At 71.3% G+C, this 15,485-nt stretch carries 17 protein-coding genes; 10 read left to right on the forward strand and 7 right to left on the reverse strand.

Features of this window, described 5'->3' with window-relative positions; genetic code table 11:
• Window positions 1–125 precede the first annotated feature (125 nt).
• The 4 genes from IF22_RS0130185 (at window position 126) to IF22_RS0130200 (ending at window position 3,747) form a co-directional block, all read left to right on the forward strand.
• Window positions 126–1,919, forward strand: coding sequence for a RelA/SpoT family protein (locus IF22_RS0130185; protein WP_030337735.1), 1,794 nt, complete (start codon window positions 126–128; stop codon window positions 1,917–1,919).
• A 53-nt stretch (window positions 1,920–1,972) separates the two neighbouring features.
• On the forward strand, window positions 1,973–2,515 hold the full coding sequence (locus IF22_RS0130190) for an NUDIX hydrolase (protein ID WP_030337736.1): 543 nt from the start codon (window positions 1,973–1,975) through the stop codon (window positions 2,513–2,515).
• The gene (locus IF22_RS0130195) at window positions 2,512–3,381 is read left to right on the forward strand and encodes a nucleotidyltransferase family protein (RefSeq protein WP_030337737.1); all 870 of its coding nucleotides are present in this window, start codon (window positions 2,512–2,514) and stop codon (window positions 3,379–3,381) included. The genes IF22_RS0130190 and IF22_RS0130195 overlap by 4 nt, the downstream gene beginning before the upstream one ends.
• Window positions 3,382–3,459: 78 nt before the next feature.
• Window positions 3,460–3,747: an Lrp/AsnC family transcriptional regulator gene (locus IF22_RS0130200; RefSeq protein WP_030337738.1), complete on the forward strand. Its 288-nt coding sequence runs from the start codon at window positions 3,460–3,462 to the stop codon at window positions 3,745–3,747.
• 105 nt (window positions 3,748–3,852) lie between these two features.
• Here the strand turns inward: IF22_RS0130200 and IF22_RS0130205 are convergent, their stop codons facing one another.
• From IF22_RS0130205 to ctaE, 5 genes are all read right to left on the reverse strand, one after another.
• The gene (locus IF22_RS0130205) at window positions 3,853–4,545 is read right to left on the reverse strand and encodes a DUF4142 domain-containing protein (RefSeq protein ID WP_030337739.1); all 693 of its coding nucleotides are present in this window, start codon (window positions 4,543–4,545) and stop codon (window positions 3,853–3,855) included.
• A gap of 195 nt (window positions 4,546–4,740) precedes the next feature.
• Window positions 4,741–6,372, reverse strand: a complete 1,632-nt coding sequence (gene qcrB / locus IF22_RS0130210; protein ID WP_030337740.1) for a cytochrome bc1 complex cytochrome b subunit — start codon at window positions 6,370–6,372, stop codon at window positions 4,741–4,743.
• Window positions 6,369–7,457, reverse strand: coding sequence for a cytochrome bc1 complex Rieske iron-sulfur subunit (qcrA, locus tag IF22_RS0130215; RefSeq protein ID WP_030337741.1), 1,089 nt, complete (start codon window positions 7,455–7,457; stop codon window positions 6,369–6,371). Before qcrA ends, qcrB begins: the two co-directional genes overlap by 4 nt.
• 64 nt (window positions 7,458–7,521) lie before the next feature.
• The gene (gene qcrC / locus IF22_RS0130220; protein ID WP_030337742.1) at window positions 7,522–8,358 is read right to left on the reverse strand and encodes a cytochrome bc1 complex diheme cytochrome c subunit; all 837 of its coding nucleotides are present in this window, start codon (window positions 8,356–8,358) and stop codon (window positions 7,522–7,524) included.
• 70 nt (window positions 8,359–8,428) lie between these two features.
• Complete coding sequence (ctaE, locus tag IF22_RS0130225; protein ID WP_030337743.1) at window positions 8,429–9,028, reverse strand: aa3-type cytochrome oxidase subunit III; 600 nt, start codon at window positions 9,026–9,028, stop codon at window positions 8,429–8,431.
• Between the two features lie 108 nt (window positions 9,029–9,136).
• Between ctaE and IF22_RS0130230 the strand changes: the two genes are divergently transcribed.
• The 4 genes from IF22_RS0130230 to IF22_RS0130245 all read left to right on the forward strand — a co-directional run bounded on the left by IF22_RS0130230 (window position 9,137) and on the right by IF22_RS0130245 (window position 12,222).
• Window positions 9,137–10,069, forward strand: a complete 933-nt coding sequence (locus tag IF22_RS0130230; RefSeq protein WP_374224340.1) for a cytochrome c oxidase assembly protein — start codon at window positions 9,137–9,139, stop codon at window positions 10,067–10,069.
• A gap of 102 nt (window positions 10,070–10,171) precedes the next feature.
• Window positions 10,172–10,567, forward strand: a complete 396-nt coding sequence (locus IF22_RS0130235) for a response regulator (protein ID WP_030337745.1) — start codon at window positions 10,172–10,174, stop codon at window positions 10,565–10,567.
• Between the two features lie 91 nt (window positions 10,568–10,658).
• On the forward strand, window positions 10,659–11,702 hold the full coding sequence (trpD, locus tag IF22_RS0130240; protein WP_030337746.1) for an anthranilate phosphoribosyltransferase: 1,044 nt from the start codon (window positions 10,659–10,661) through the stop codon (window positions 11,700–11,702).
• Between the two features lie 316 nt (window positions 11,703–12,018).
• Window positions 12,019–12,222, forward strand: coding sequence for a hypothetical protein (locus IF22_RS0130245; protein ID WP_030337747.1), 204 nt, complete (start codon window positions 12,019–12,021; stop codon window positions 12,220–12,222).
• A gap of 188 nt (window positions 12,223–12,410) precedes the next feature.
• Here the strand turns inward: IF22_RS0130245 and IF22_RS0130250 are convergent, their stop codons facing one another.
• Both IF22_RS0130250 and ctaC read right to left on the reverse strand, forming a co-directional pair.
• Entirely contained in the window at window positions 12,411–12,836 is a 426-nt protein-coding gene (locus IF22_RS0130250; protein WP_030337748.1) for a cytochrome c oxidase subunit 4, read from the reverse strand.
• Window positions 12,837–12,845: 9 nt separating this feature from the next.
• Window positions 12,846–13,817: an aa3-type cytochrome oxidase subunit II gene (ctaC, locus tag IF22_RS0130255; protein WP_030337749.1), complete on the reverse strand. Its 972-nt coding sequence runs from the start codon at window positions 13,815–13,817 to the stop codon at window positions 12,846–12,848.
• A gap of 242 nt (window positions 13,818–14,059) precedes the next feature.
• Between ctaC and IF22_RS0130260 the strand changes: the two genes are divergently transcribed.
• Window positions 14,060–15,220 (forward strand): cysteine desulfurase family protein, encoded by a 1,161-nt coding sequence (locus tag IF22_RS0130260; RefSeq protein ID WP_030337750.1) that lies wholly within the window; start codon window positions 14,060–14,062, stop codon window positions 15,218–15,220.
• The gene (locus IF22_RS0130265; protein WP_030337751.1) at window positions 15,217–15,450 is read left to right on the forward strand and encodes a sulfurtransferase TusA family protein; all 234 of its coding nucleotides are present in this window, start codon (window positions 15,217–15,219) and stop codon (window positions 15,448–15,450) included. Before IF22_RS0130260 ends, IF22_RS0130265 begins: the two co-directional genes overlap by 4 nt.
• Window positions 15,451–15,485: the final 35 nt, after the last annotated feature.

Below are 15,485 nucleotides of genomic sequence, written 5' to 3' on the forward strand. Positions count from 1 at the left end.
AACTGACCGATCGGACTACGTCGACTCGCTTAGGCTGTTAGAGAAGTGCAGTCCTGCCCGATTCGTGGGCCTGCTCCCGCCGCCGGCTTCCGGTGACGCGGAGCCGGGGTGAGGAGGTGTCCCTCGTGGACGTCGACGCCGGACACGGCGCCGCCCTGGGGGGCGCCCTGCCGACACAGCCGGGTGAGCTGCCGCTCGCCCGCCGGCTGCGGTCGCTGCTCAGCTGGCCCACCACCGATTCCGACCCGGTCACCCAACTGGTCCGCACCCACCGGGGCATCCACGCCGGCACCGATCCCGCGGTGCTGCGCCGCGCCTACACGATCGCGGAGAACATGCACCGCGGGCAGTTCCGCAAGAGCGGTGAGCCCTACATCACCCACCCCCTCGCGGTGGCGCAGATCTGCGCCGAGCTGGGAATGGACACCACCACCCTGGTCGCCGCGCTGCTGCACGACACCGTGGAGGACACCCGCTACACCCTCCAGGCACTCTCCGAGGATTTCGGCGGCGAGGTGGCCCACCTGGTCGACGGGGTGACCAAGTTCGACAAGGCGTTCTACGGCAAGGCCGCCGAGGCGGAGACGATCCGCAAGATGATCGTCGCGGCCGCCAAGGACGTCCGGGTGTTGATCATCAAGCTGGCCGACCGGCTGCACAACATGCGCACCCTCGGGGTGCGCTCCGCGTCGTCGCGGGAACGGATCGCCCGCAAGACCCAGGAGGTGCTGGTCCCGCTCTGTGACCGGCTGGGCATCCAGACCCTCAAGCGCGAGCTGGACGACGTGGTGCTGCTGCACCTGGAGCCCGAGGAGCACGCCCGGCTGGCCCGGCACGTGCACGACCGGCCAGGCTGGGACTCGTACCTCGACTCGGTGGTCGCCCGGGCCCGGGTGGCGTTGCGGCGCAGCCGGGTCGACGCCGAGGTCAGCCCCCGCCCCCGGCACCTCTACTCGATCTGGAAGGACACCATCGCCGGCGGCCACACCGCCCCGTACGATCTGCCCCGCATCGTGGTGGTGGTCGACGGCCCGGCCACCGACTGCTACGCCGCGCTCGGCGCGATCCACGGCACCTGGCGACCGGTGCCCGGCCGTTTCAAGGACTTCATCGCGTCACCGAAGAACAACCTCTACCGGTCGCTGCACACGAGCGTCTGCGGCCCGCAGGACCGCACGGTGGAGGTGCTGATCCGCACCGAGGAGATGCACCGCTCCGCCGAGTACGGCATCGCCGCCGACTTCCGTTTCCCGCGCTCGGGCAACGGCGGCGCCGCGGCCCGCGCCGAGCAGTTGGACTGGCTGCGCCGGGTGCTCGACTGGGAACCGGACGCCGCCGACCCGGCACAGTTCTACGAGTCGCTGCGCTGCGACCTCGCCGAGGGGCAGATCCAGGTTTTCGCCGACGGGCGGCAGATCGTGCTGCCGGCCGGCGCCACGCCCGTCGACCTCGCCTACGAGCTGGGCAGCGAGCGGGGCGACCACTGCCTCGCCGCCCGCATCAACGGTCGACTCGCCCCCCTGAGCTCCGAGCTGGACGAGGGCGACGTGGTGGAGATCTTCACCGAGAACGACGGCGACAACGGCTTCGAGGCCGGGGTGGCGCCGCGGGGCCCCCGCCGGGAGTGGCTGAGCTTCGTCAAGTCGCCGAACGCGCAGATGCAGATCAACAGGTGGTTCGCCGAGCACACCGAGCCGGGCATCACGATCAGCGACAAGGTGCGCCTCGGCCGGGCCACCATCGGGCTCGCCCTGCGTCAGCACAACCGGGGCCTCGCCAGTGACCTGCCGCTGCTGCGCCTCTCCGAGGAGTTGGGCTACCCCGACCTGGAGACCCTGCTGGTCGCGGTCTTCGACCGGGTGATCGAACCGGACACCGTGGTCCGCCAGCTCATCGACCTGGTCGACCATCGGCAGTGACCCGACGAGCCCCAGCGCGTCCGAAGGACATTCGCGACCACTAGCCTGGAGTCATGATCCCCCGCTCCCGCGCCACCGGTCGGGCCCTCTTCTACCAGGCCTTCTACCGGCTGCCGCTGCCGGTGCGCCGGCGTCTGGTCCGGCTGGCGGTGCCCAAGTACGTCGTCGGCGCGGTGACCCTGGTCCGTGACTCCGAAGCGACGGGCGCGGGTCGGCTGCTCATGCTGCGCCAGCCGCCCGGCAAGGCGTGGTCCCTCCCCGCCGGCCTGCTCGACCGGGGCGAGGCCCCGGTGGTCGGCGCCGCCCGTGAGCTGTTCGAGGAGTCCGGCATCCGGCTTCCGCCGTCCCGGCTGCGCCCGGCGGTGCCGAACGCGATCGTGCACGCCAAGGGCTGGGTGGACATGGTCTTCGAGGCCGACGTGCCGGCGTCCAGCACCGACCTGACCGTCGACGGGGCGGAGGTCTTCGAGGCCGCCTGGCACCCCCTGGACGACCTGCCCAAGCTGACCTGGCCGACGGCCCGGCTGCTCGCCTACTACGACATCGGGCCGCTGGCCGGGAAGTTCCCGCCACCGGTGCCCGACGACACCCCGTGACCGGCGCGGCCGGTGTGCCGGCGCAGCTGTGCGCGGTGGTGCTCGCCGCCGGCGAGGGCACCCGGCTGCGCCCCCTCACCGAACGGGTGCCCAAGGCGCTCTGCCCGGTGGGCAACGTGCCCCTGCTGGATCGGGCGTTGGAGCGGTTGGCCGGCCTCGGCCTGACCGGTCCCGACCGGGTCGCTGTGAACGCCTGCTACCTCGGCGAGCAGATCGTGGAGCACGTCGGCGACCGGGCCCACCTGTCGGTGGAGCCGGGCGACCCGCTGGGCACCGCGGGCGGGGTGGCCAGGCTGCGGGACTGGATCGACGGGCGGCCGGTGCTGGTCGGCAACGCCGACGCGTACCTCGCCGACCCGGCCGCTCCCCCGGGCCCGGACGTGGCCGCACTGCTCGACGGCTGGGACGGGCACACCGTACGCCTGCTCGGCCAGCCCGCCGCGGACCCGGCGGCGCCGGGCACCTTCGCCGGGCACTGCTTCACCGGCTTCTCGCTGCTGCCCTGGCGTCTGGTCCGGGACCTGCCGGTCGTCTTCTCGGACCTGGTCCGGGCCGTGTGGCGGCCGGCCGAGGCGGCGGGCGCCCTGGCGGTGGTGCCCTATCCGGGCACCTTCTTCGACACCGGCACCCCGGCCGACTACCTGGCGGCCAACCTGCACGCCGCCGCCGGCGGCGCTCTCGTCGCGGAGTCCGCGACGGTGACCGGCCGCTGCGTGGAGTCCGTGGTCGGCGCTGGCGCGCGGGTGGACGGCGACGTGTTTCGCACTGTGGTGTGGCCGGGCACGACAGTACGCGCCGGTGAGCGGCTGGAGAACGTGATCCGGGCCGGGAGCGACCTGACGGTGCCCTGCGCCGCCCAGGGCTGAGCGCGCCGGCTCCCGCCTCCGGTCCCGGGCCGGAACATCTAGCATGGGCGACGACGCCGACGAACGGAGAAATGCCCCGTGATCACCGCGATCGTGCTGATCGACTGCGCCACCGACGCGATCCCCGAGGTGGCGGAGAACCTGGCCAACCTTCCCGGTGTCAGCGAGGTCTACTCGGTGGCCGGGCACGTCGACCTCATCGCCATCGTCCGAGTCCGCGAGTTCGACCAGATCGCCCAGGTCATCGCGGGCAGCATCTCCAAGGTCGAGGGTGTGCTCAACACCGAGTCGCACATCGCCTTCCGGGCGTACTCCCAGCACGACCTGGAGGAGGCGTTCGCGATCGGCCTGGCCGGCGCCGACTGACCCGCTCACCGCTGCCGGGCCCACGCCGGCCGCACGGCGGCGCGTCAAGCGCACAGGGCGGCCGGCCCACCCCGCTGGGTGGACCGGCCGTCTGCTGTGGCTACGTCAGCTCTCGCTGGGAGCCGGTACCTCGGTGGAGCCACCGCCCGGAGCCGGCGACTCGGTGACGGTGCCACCCGGAGCCGGCGACTCGGTGACGGTGCCGCCCGGAGCCGGCGACTCAGTGCCGGTGCCGCCCGGGCTGGGCGTACCGCTGGCGCTGGTCTGCGGAACCGGGATGCCCAACTTGTTGGCGAGCGCCACCAACTCGTCGTAGTGCGTCTGCAGCGTCGGAAGCGCCGTCTGCGCCAGCTGGACCACCGACGGCTCGGAGCCCTGCGAGATCTCCGTCTGGGTGGCCTGGATGGCCTGGACGTGGCCGGCCAGCTCACTCGTCACCCAGAGCCGGTCGAACTCCGCGCCGCTGGCGTTGTTCAGCTTGTCGATGACCGCCTGCTGGTCGGCGCTGGGCTCGTTCGGCAGTTCCACGCCGAGCTGCGACGCGGTCTGCTGCACCGTCTGGTCCAGCTGGGTGTGGTCGGTCTTCAGCATCGCGCCCAGGTCCTTGACCCCCTGGTCCTTGCCCTTCTGCTGGGCGAGGTCACCAGCGGTGATCTCGAACAGGTTGACCTGGTGTACCGCCTGCAGGTACTGGGTGTCCTGCGTCGACGGCTGTGCCGCGGCCTGCGCGGCCGCGGCCGGCGCGACACCGACCAGTACCAGCGCGGCCAACAGGCCGAGGCGTTTGATACCCAACATGCTTCCCCCCCTTGAGACGTTGGACCGCACGGATACCCGGCTCACCGGGGTTATTCCTGCGATCCCCCGGGCGCGCGGGGTCGACCGGTCCTGCCGTGCCCGTCCGACTCCTGGTCGGATGGGCGGGGAGGGTGCGGATACGACGTGGCGCCCGCCAGAATCCGACGGGCGCCACGTAACGGTGCGACTGGGCGGTCAGTGGCGGCTCTCGCCGCTGCCGACCTCCTCGCGCTCGGGCCGGGGCTCGACCGGCGGGTGCCCCGGTGAGACCGGCGCCTCGACCGGCTTCTCGATCGGGTAGAAGAAGCCCCGGATGGCCGGGCCGAGGGCCCCCAGCCGGTTCATCTTCTTCGGTACGACCCAGCCGACGTAGTCGAGCTGGCCGTGGCCGTCCGCGTGCCCGTTGGCCGCGCTGAGCGGCTGGTGCACCTCGACGAACCGGCCGTCCGGCAGGCGCCGGATGATGCCGGTCTCCACGCCGTGCGCGAGCACCTCCCGGTCGTGCTGCTGCAGACCCAGGCAGAGCCGGTAGGTGACGTAGTACGCCAACGGCGGGGCCACCAGCAGGCCGATCCGGCCGGCCCAGGTCATCGCGTTCAAACTGATCTGGAACTTGTCCGCGATCACGTCGTTGGCGCCGGAGAGCGTCAGCACGACGTAGAACGCGACGGCCATGGCGCCGACGGCGGTCCGGGCCGGGGCGTCCCGGGGACGCTCGAGCAGGTTGTGGCTCTTGCGGTCCTTGAGTTGCCGGGCTTCCAGGAACGGGTACATCGTCGACAGGCCCACCAGGATGCCGGGTAGCACCACCGTCGGCCAGAACAGCGGCGGGATGACGTACCCGTCGCCGATCGGGATGTTGATCTCCCAGGCCGGCATGAGTCGGGTCGAGCCGTCGAGGAACATGACGTACCAGTCGGGCTGGCTGGCGGCCGAGACCACCCACGCCTCGTACGGGCCGAACAGCCAGATCGGGTTGATCTGGAACAGACCGCCCATCAGCGCGATGACGCCGAAGACGACCATGAAGAAGCCGCCCTGCTTCAACGCGTACCGCGGGAACATCCGCTCGCCGACCACGTTGTTGTTGGTCCGGCCGGGGCCGGGCCACTGGGTGTGCTTCTGCTTGAAGACCAGGCCCAGGTGGACGCTGATCAGCGCGACCAGCAGACCCGGGATGAGCAGCACGTGGGCGATGAAGAACCGGCTGATGATGATCGTGCCCGGGAACTCGCCACCGAAGATCGACGAGGTGACCCAGGAACCGATCACCGGGATGGACAGCATGATCGCCGAGGCGATCCGCAGGCCGGTGCCGGACAGGCCGTCGTCCGGCAGCGAGTAGCCGGTGAAGCCGGCGAGGAAGCCGACCCAGAACAGCAGCGAACCGATGATCCAGTTGGTCTCACGCGGCTTGCGGAACGCACCGGTGAAGAAGACCCGCAGCATGTGCACGACGATCGCGGCCATGAACAGCAGCGCCGCCCAGTGGTGCATCTGCCGCATCACCAGACCGCCCCGGACATCGAACGAGATGTCCAGGCTGGAGGCGTACGCGGCGGACATCGGGGTGCCCTGCAACGGCGCGTAGCTGCCGTCGTAGACCACCTCGGTCATCGCCGGCTCGAAGAAGAAGGTGAGGAACACACCGGTCAGCAGCAGCACGACGAACGAGAACAGCGCGATCTCGCCGAGCAGGAAGGACCAGTGGTCCGGGAAGACCTTGTTCAGCAGCTTGCGCAGCGGGGTGGCCACCGCGAAGCGGTCGTCCACTCCCACCGCTGCCTTGCCCGGCGTCGCCGCAAGGTCAAACTTTCGACGCTTCATGGCCGCTCCCAGAAATCAGGCCCGACGGTCTCGGTGTAGTCGGACTTCGCCACGAAGAAGCCCTCGGAGTCCACCTCGATCGGCAGCTGCGGCAGCCGCCGGCTGGCGGGGCCGAAGACGGGCCGGGCGTTGTCGGTGATCAGGAACTGGGACTGGTGGCACGGGCAGAGCAGCCTGTTGGTCTGCTGCTCGTACAGGCTGGCCGGGCATCCCGCGTGCGTGCAGATCTTGGAGAACGCCGCGTAGTTGCCCCACATGTAGTCACCGTGGCCGATCCGCTCGTTGGCCCGGCGCGACTCCTGCGCGTCCGAGTCGCGGAGGTGGATCAACAGCGTCGGCGAGTCGGCGTGCTTGTTGCTCACGCCGTGGTCGATGCCGGGGAAGACGGTCAGCTGACCACCGGTGCTGATGTCCGCCGGGCGGATCGGCCGGCCGTCCTCGCGGACCAGGCGGATCCGCTGGCCGCCCTCGGCCGTGGCGAACCCGGTGGTGAACATCTGGTTGTTCTTGTGCGGCTGCGAGATCAGACCGCCGACCAGCGGCGCCGCGGCGACCGCGGCGACCGGCGCGAGACCGGCCAGCAGCGAGATGCCGAGCAGCGGGCGACGCTTCACGCCCAGCTCGTCCGCCATGTAGAGCATGGTCTGGCCGGTGATGGTGCGGCCTTCGGAGTCCACCTGACCCTCGTGCCGGTCCTGGATCGAGACCTCCTTGGGCAGCAACTTCTTGCCCCAGGTCAGGATGCCGAAGCCGACGGCGAGCAGCGCCACGCCGAGGGTGAAGCCGAGCAGCGGGGTGTAGAACTTGTCGCCGCCCCGGCCGGCCTCGTACTGCCACGGCCACCAGATGTAGATGGCCAGGAAGGCGGTCGCGGCCAGACCGGTGATCAGGAAGAAGCCGGCGACCACCCGGGTCAGCCGACGCTCCGCCTTGGTGCCCGGCAGCACCTGCGGCTCGTAGTGGACGATCTCGATGTCGTCCCGGCGCGCACCCTCACGAACGATGTCGAACCGGGTCAGCTTGGGGTCGTTCACGTCGAGCGGCGCCGGGCCCTGCGAGGCCTGGTGCTCGGTGTGGGGGCTCATGCCGTCACCTCGCTACGGGTGGCGCCGAGCGGCACCACAGCACTGAATCGGATGGCCTGCTCGGTCACGACTTGCCCGCAATCCACAGGCTAGCGAAGACGAGCGCCACGATGCCAACCAGGAAGATCGCCAGGCCCTCGGTGGACGGGCCGTACCGTCCGAGGTTGAACCCACCCGGGTCCTGGTCGTGCTTCAGCGTCTCCTGGATGTAGGCGATGATGTCGGCCTTCTGCTCCGGCCGGAGCTGGTTGTCGCCGAACACCGGCATGTTCTGCGGGCCGCTCAGCATCGCCGCGTAGATCTGACGGTCGGTCGCGGGGTGCAGGCTCGGGGCGAACTTGCCCGAGGAGAGCGCACCGCCGCCGCCACCGAACGCGTGGCACTGCGAGCAGTTGATCCGGAACAGCTCACCGCCGGCCGCGATGTTGCCGTCCTCGCGGAGGTCGTCGCCCTCGGGAACGACCGGGCCGCCACCCAGCTCCTGGATGTACTGGGCCAGCTGGCGGGTCTGCTCGTCGGTGAAGACCGGAGGCTTGCGGTGCGCCTGGGCCTCCTGGCGGGCCATCGGCATCCGCCCGGAGCTGACCTGGAACTCGACCGATGCCGCGCCGACGCCGATCAGGCTCGGCCCGCGGCCCTCGACGCCCTGGGCGTTGCGGCCGTGGCAGGTCACGCAGCTCACGTCGAACAACGCCTTGCCCTCGGCGGCGGCGCCGGTCAGCTGCGGGTTGTCCTGCGCCTGGGCGCCCGGGGCGAAGACGGTGTATGCGCCGCCGGCGAGCATCAGCGCGGCGATCAGCCGGACCGCGGCGCCCAGCCGGCGGCGGCCCCTGCTGCGCGCGGCGGGCCGCTCACGCAACCGCGCGAGCAGACCGCGTCGGCGGTCGTTGTCAGAAGTCATGAGCGGTGTCCTTAACCGGTTGGACCTGTCTCAGGGGACGGAGCAGCAGCGCGGAATGTGACGCGCAAGATCACTGGAGCCAGTAGATCATGGCGTACAGCCCGATCCACACGACGTCGACGAAGTGCCAGTAGTACGACACGACGATCGCCGACGTCGCCTGCGCCGGGGTGAACCGGCCCATGGTCGTACGGACCATGAAGATGACGAAGGCGATCAGACCACCGGTCACGTGCAGGCCGTGGAAGCCGGTGGTCAGGTAGAACACCGATCCGTACCCGTCTTCGTTGATCTTGATGCCGTCGGCGACCAGGTGCCGGTACTCGTTCAGCTGGCCGAGGACGAAGATCAGGCCCATCACGAAGGTGACGGTGAACCAGCGCCGCAGCGCGTGCACGTCACCCTTCTCCGCCGCGAAGACGCCGAGCTGGCACGTCACCGAGGACAGCACCAGGATCACCGTGAAGGTGGTCGCGTACGGGATGTTCAGCGCCTCGGTGTGCTTCTCCCACTGCTCCGGCGCAGCCGCGCGGATCGAGAAGTACATCGCGAACAGCGCCGCGAAGAACATGAGTTCACTGGAGAGCCACACGATCGTCCCGACGCTGACCATGTTCGGTCGGGTCAGAGAGTGGATCCGGCTCTTGTCAATGGCTGGGGCCGCAGTCACGCCGTCATTATTGCCCCTGACCGGGGCCGGCGATCAGCGGGGTGGCAAACCTGCGCCTTCCGTGGCCCCAGCGTCGGGGTCCGGTTCGCCTGGCCTAGCCTGAAAAGCGTGCTGCACGTCGATCCGATCTTCGCCGCCACCTCGGCCCCGCCGCCGTTCACCGTCGGCGCGGTGCTGAGCGAGACCCGCCTGGACAGCTGGCTGGCCCTCGGCCTGGTGCTCGCCGCCGGCCTGTACCTCTACGGGGTGTACCGGCTGCGCCTGCGCGGCGACCGCTGGCCCGTCATCCGAACCGTGTTCTTCCTCGGCCCCGGGCTGGGCGGCATCGCGCTCGTCACGGTCAGCGGGCTGCACGCGTACGACACCGCGCTGCTGTCCGTGCACATGATCCAGCACATGGTGCTGTCCATGGTGGCGCCGATCTTCCTGGCGCTGGGCGCGCCGATGACCCTGGCCCTGCGGACCCTGCCGGTCGGGCCGCGCAAGCGCCTGCTCGCGATCGTGCACAGCCGCGTCGCCCGGGTCTACAGCTTTCCGCTGGTGGCGTTCGCCATCTTCGTGGTCAACCCGTTCGTGCTCTACTTCAGTGACCTGTACCGCTACACCCTGGAACACGCCTGGGCGCACGAGCTGGTGCACGCGCACTTCATCATGACCGGCTGCGTGTTCTTCTGGCCGCTGCTCGGCCTCGACCCGCTGCCCGGCCGCTGGCCGTACCCGGCGCGCGCCCTGCTGATGCTGCTCTCCGTGCCGTTCCACACCGTGCTCGGCCTCACCATCATGCAGAGCAGCACGCTCTTCGGGGGCGACTGGTACCCGTCGCTCAACCTGGGCTGGGTCGACCCCTGGCAGGACCAGGTGGTCGCCGGCGGCATCCTCTGGGCCGGTGGCGAGTTCGTCAGTGTGACCATGCTCGCCGTGCTGGTGGTGCAGTGGGTCAAGCAGTCCGAGCGGGAGGCACGCCGGGTGGACCGCGAACTGGACCGCCAGGAGGCCCGCGACGAGGCCCGCGACCGCGCCGCCGACGCCGCGCCCGCCTGAGCTGCCCGGACGTACGCCCCGACGGGTGCCGCCGGGCGGGATGTCGGCTACATCACGCCGCCCGGTACGATCTCCGGGCAGCTACGAGGTGGGAGTGCCGACATGAGCGATCGTCTTTGCACCGTCTTGCTCTACAGCGACGACCCGCAGGTCCGCGACCGCATGCGGATGGCCGTCGGCACCCGACCCGCGCCCGGTCTGCAGATCGAGTTCGTCGACGCGTCGACCTACGCCGAGACCATCCGGCTGGTCGACGACTACGAGATCGACCTGCTGCTGCTCGACGGTGAGGCGAGCCCGGGCGGCGGCATCGGCATCGCCCGACAGGTCAAGGACGACCGGGACGACGCTCCCCCGACCTGCCTGGTGATCGCGCGCGCCGCCGACCGATGGCTCGCCGCGTACGCCGAGGCCGACGCGGTGCTGGTGCACCCGCTCGACCCGGTGACCACCGGGGGCACGGTGGCCGAGCTGCTGCGGACGCACGCACCCGCCTGACGTCCCACGCTCCTCCGGCACCCCCACGGCGCCGGAACTCCTCGGCGCCGGTTCCAGCCCACCCGCACTTCGCATGCTCGGGAGGCCCGCCATGGGCGATCGGACCTGGCCGCACCTGCTCAACGCGCTGCTGCGCGGCAACGAACTCTCCACCGCCGACACCGCCTGGGCGATGGACGAGATCATGACCGGCTCGGCCAGCGCGGCGCAGATCGCCGCCTTCGCCGTCGCGCTGCGGGCCAAGGGCGAGACTCCCGCGGAGCTGGCCGGCCTGGTGGAGGCGATGCTGGGCCGAGCCGTCCCGGTGACGCTCCCCGAGGAGCTGCGCCGCACCGCGCTCGACGTGGTCGGCACCGGCGGTGACCTCGCCCACACTGTCAACATCTCCACGATGACGGCGCTGGTGGTCGCCGGTGCTGGCGTCCGTGTCGTCAAGCACGGCAACCGGGCCGCCTCCTCCCTGTGCGGCACCGCCGACCTGCTGGAGTTCCTCGGCATCCCCCTGGATCTCGGCCCGGAGCAGGTCGCCCGCTGTGTCGAGGAGGCCGGCATCGGGTTCTGCTTCGCGGCCCGGTTCCACCCCGGGATGCGCCACGCCGGCCCGGTCCGCCGCGAGGTGGGCGTGCCCACCTTCTTCAACTTCCTCGGCCCGCTGACCAACCCGGCCCGCCCCCGGGCCGGCGCGGTCGGCTGCTTCGACCTGCGGATGGCTCCGGTGATGGCCAGCGTGTTCGCCGCCCGTGGGGACTCGGCGATCGTGATGCGCGGCGAGGACGGCCTGGACGAGTTCAGCACCGCCGCGCCGACCCGGGTCTGGGCGGCCCAGGGCGGCACCGTACGCGAGGCTGTGCTGGACGCGACGGACCTCGGGGTACCCCGGTCCACCCTGGCGGACCTGCGCGGCGGTGACGCCGCGTACAACGCCGGCGTGGCCCGTCGCCTGCTGGCCGGTGAGACGGGCCCGGTCCGGGACGCGGTCCTGGTCAACGCGGCGGCGGCGCTGGCCACCCAGGGCCCGCTGGACGGCGACCTGACCGAGGCGCTGCGCGCCGGTCTGGCCCGCGCGGCCGAGTCGATCGACTCCGGCGCGGCCGCCGCGACCCTGGATCGCTGGATCGCGATCGCCACCGCCTGACCTGTCGGCGCCTGACCTGTCGGCGCCTGACCTGTCGGCGCCTGACCTGTCGGCGCCTGGCCCGTCGGCGCCGTCTTCGGGCGGACTCCGGGGGGTGATCGACTCGGGTTCCTTGAATCTGCGGTGTCCCGGGAGCCCGGACACCCCGATTTCAAGGAAGTCGAGTGGATCACACCCGGCGGCCGACGAGTGGGCGACGGTGCGCGGGGATTTGTCGGACCCGTCTGGGAAACTACAGCTGAGTAGTTCTCTGCCGCCGTCGGTGCGTCGCTGTCGCATCCGGGCGGGCCGGCCTGGTGATCGAGAGGAGACGCCCGTGTCGCACCGCGAGCTCTACTGCGACGTCTGCGAGGGCGTGGCGCTGTTCGAGGCCCCGCCGTGCGTCGACGGCCACGGCACCGACTGTCCTGAGCTGATCTGCACCGACTGCGGCGCCGCAGTGGTCGTCGGCGCGATCGCCTTCCCGGTCACCCGACTGACCGTCCGCCACCGCCAGCCCGCCCCTCGCCGAGTCGCCTGACCGCCCACCGGCGCGCCATCTGACGGCCAGCGTCACGCCGCCTGACCTGCCGCCCGGCCCGATCCGGCGCCCGCCGCCTGACCGCCAGCGCCGCTCGACCGGGGTCGAGCATGACCGAAGGCCCGCTCCCCCACCGGGGAACGGGCCTTCGTCGTGCGGGGTCGGTCGCGATGGCGACCGGGTGTGGGTCAGTGCTCGGCGGTACGCCGGGTGCCGCTGTAGTACTCGAACAGCAGCCCACAGGCGGCGAGGACAACGGCCACCAGGCCGGCGCCGATCAGCCAGTACTGCCAGAACACCAGGCCGAGCGCGGCGATCGCGGCGGCCAGCGCCAGACCGAACGGCCAGTAGCTGCCCGGGCTGAAGAAGCCGACCTCGCCAGCGCCGTCAGCGATCTCGGCGTCCGGACGGTCTTCCGGGCGCAGGTCGATCCGGCGGGAGACGAACCAGAAGAAGCCACCGCACATCGAGCAGAGCAGGAACGACAGCAGCAGGGCTACGGTGCCGACCCACTCGATGCCGCCCGACTGCCCGTTCGTCCAGGCGCCGTAGAGGATGGTGGCACCGAAGAGGAAACCGGCGATGATCAGGAAGATACGCCACTCGGTCTTCATGCCGCTGCCTCAGCTTCCGGTGCGGGCCGGAACTTTGTCCGGGTTGAAGTTGTCCTGCGTCCGCCGCGTGTCGAACGGCTCCGTGGTCACCGCGTACGGCTGCTCACCGATCGCGGACAACGCGTCCTGGGTGGACTTGCCGCTCTGCTTGGCCGCGAGGAACTGGTCGTACTTCTCCGGCGACACCACCCGCAGCTCGAAGTTCATGAACGCGTGGTAGCTGCCGCACAGCTCGGCGCAGCGCCCGACGTAGGCACCCTCGGCCTCCAGGCTGGAGACCTCGAACACGTTGCGGATCTTGCCCGGCATGACGTCCCGCTTGAAGAGCAGCTCCGGCACCCAGAACGAGTGGATGACGTCGCGGCTGGTCTCCTCGAACCGGATGGACCGGTCGGTCGGCAGCACCAGCACCGGAATGACCTCACTGGTGCCGAGCGTCGACGCGGTGGTCTTGGCGTCCGGGCCCTGCCCGTCGCGGTAGTTGAACTGCCAGTTCCACTTGAACGCGACGACCTCGACCGTGACGTCCGGGTTCTTCGACAGCTTGTCCACGTCGGTCTGCACGATCGCCGTGTAGTAGAAGAGCACGGAGACGATCAGAATCGGCGCGATGGTGTAGAGGAACTCCATCGGCATGTTGTAGCGGGTCTGCACCGGCAGCGCGTTGCCGCGCTTGCGGTAGCGCACGACACACCAGAAGATCAGACCCCACACGAAGACACCGACCGCGAGGGCGGCGATGCAGGAGGCGATCCACAGGTCGTACATCCGCCGCGACTCGGCCGAGATGCCCCCCTGCGGCCAGCCGAAGCCGTCGAACGCCGCTCCAACGTCACAGCCCGTGAGCAGGACCAGCAGCGCGACGCCACTGAGACCGAGCCCGGCCAGCCGACCAGCACCGCGCCGCCGGCGCCCACCGGCCCCTGGGGAAGCGCTGTGCCGTACGGCCGACGGCCGTACCTCCGAACTCCTTGCGACCACCTGGTCCTGCCTCCCTAGCGCGCCGCGGTGCGTCTTTCCTCGGCACCGACGGCAAAGGCGTCACCGACGGTCGCAGATTACTCGACCATGACGGACTCGGCCGTGGTGGGGTCACTGTCCGCCCCCCATCGGGGGGAACCTAGGCATACCGCCGCGATACCGTCGGGCCTGTGAGCGCGAGGAGTGAGCCGGGGTTGCGAGCCCCGCAGCCGCGAACGAAGACCGACCTGTGAGCGCGAGGAGTGAGCCGGGGTTGCGAGCCCCCGGTCTACCTGGACGCGGCGACCGCCGCGCCGATGCATCCGGTCGCGCGGCAGGCGTTGCTGGCCGCGCTCGACGACGGCTGGGCCGACCCGGGCAAGCTGTACACGCAGGCCCGCCGGGCCCGACAACTGCTCGACGCCGCCCGCGAGGCCACCGCGTCGACGCTCGGCGTCCGCGCCGACGAGGTGTCCTTCACCCCCAGCGGTACGACAGCGGCCCACGGCGCGGTGCTCGGGGGCCTTGCGGGGCGGCACCGGGTCGGGTCGACGCTGGTGCACTCGGCGATCGAGCACTCGGCGGTGCTGCACGCGGCGGAGCGGCACGTCGGCGCGGGCGGGACCGCCAGCGCGGTGCCGGTCGACCGGTCGGGGCGGCTGGACCTGACCGCCTGGTCGTCCGCCGTGCGGGCCCCGGGGGTCGCGCTGGCCGCGTTGATCACCGCCAGTCACGAGGTGGGGACCGTGCAGCCGGTCGCGGAGGCGGCGGCCGCGTGCGCCGACGTGGGGGTGCCGCTGTACGTGGACGCGGCGCAGTCGGTGGGTCGGGTGCCGGTGCCGGCCGGCTGGTCGGTGCTCACGGCGAGCGCCCACAAGTGGGGCGGGCCACCCGGGGTGGGGGTGCTGGCGGTCCGCAAGGGCACCCGCTGGGAGTCACCCTGGCCGGCGGACGAGCGGGAGAGCGGACGTACCCCCGGGGTGGTGAACCTGCCCGCGGTCGTGGCGGCGGCGGCGAGCCTGCGGGCGGCGGCGGCCGACGCGGCGGCCGAGGCGACCCGGCTGGCGCCGCTGGTGGACCGGATCCGGGAGCGGGTCGCGGCGGAGGTGCCCGACGTGGAGGTGGTCGGCGACCCGGTGCTCCGGCTCCCCCACCTGGTGACCTTCTCCTGCCTGTACGTCGACGGCGAGGCGCTGCTGCACGCCCTGGACCGGCGGGGTTTCGCCGTGTCGTCGGGGTCGTCGTGCACCTCGTCCACGCTGCGGCCGTCGCACGTGCTGGAGGCGATGGGGGTGCTGTCGCACGGCAACGTGCGGGTCAGCCTGCACCGGGAGACGACCGAGGCGGACGTGGAGCGGTTCCTGACCGAGTTGCCGAACATCGTCGCGGGGCTGCGCGCGGAGGCCGGGGTGGTGGGGCTGTGACGATGCCGGACGAGGTGATCGACTGCCGGGGTCAACGCTGTCCGCTGCCGGTGATCGCGGCGGCGCGACGCATGCCCGAGGTGCCGGTGGGCGCGGTGGTGAGGGTGCTCGCCGACGACCCGGCCGCGGCGGTGGACATCCCCGCCTGGTGCCGGATGCGCGGCCAGGAGTTCCTCGGCGCCATCACCGGCCCCGACGGCCCCGCCTACGACGTCCGCCGCACCCACTGACCCACCCCACAGCCCACCCCCCGTCCCCCATGACC

Origin of the sequence: Micromonospora parva, from assembly GCF_000718515.1 — a bacterium.
Lineage (GTDB): Bacteria > Actinomycetota > Actinomycetes > Mycobacteriales > Micromonosporaceae > Micromonospora > Micromonospora parva.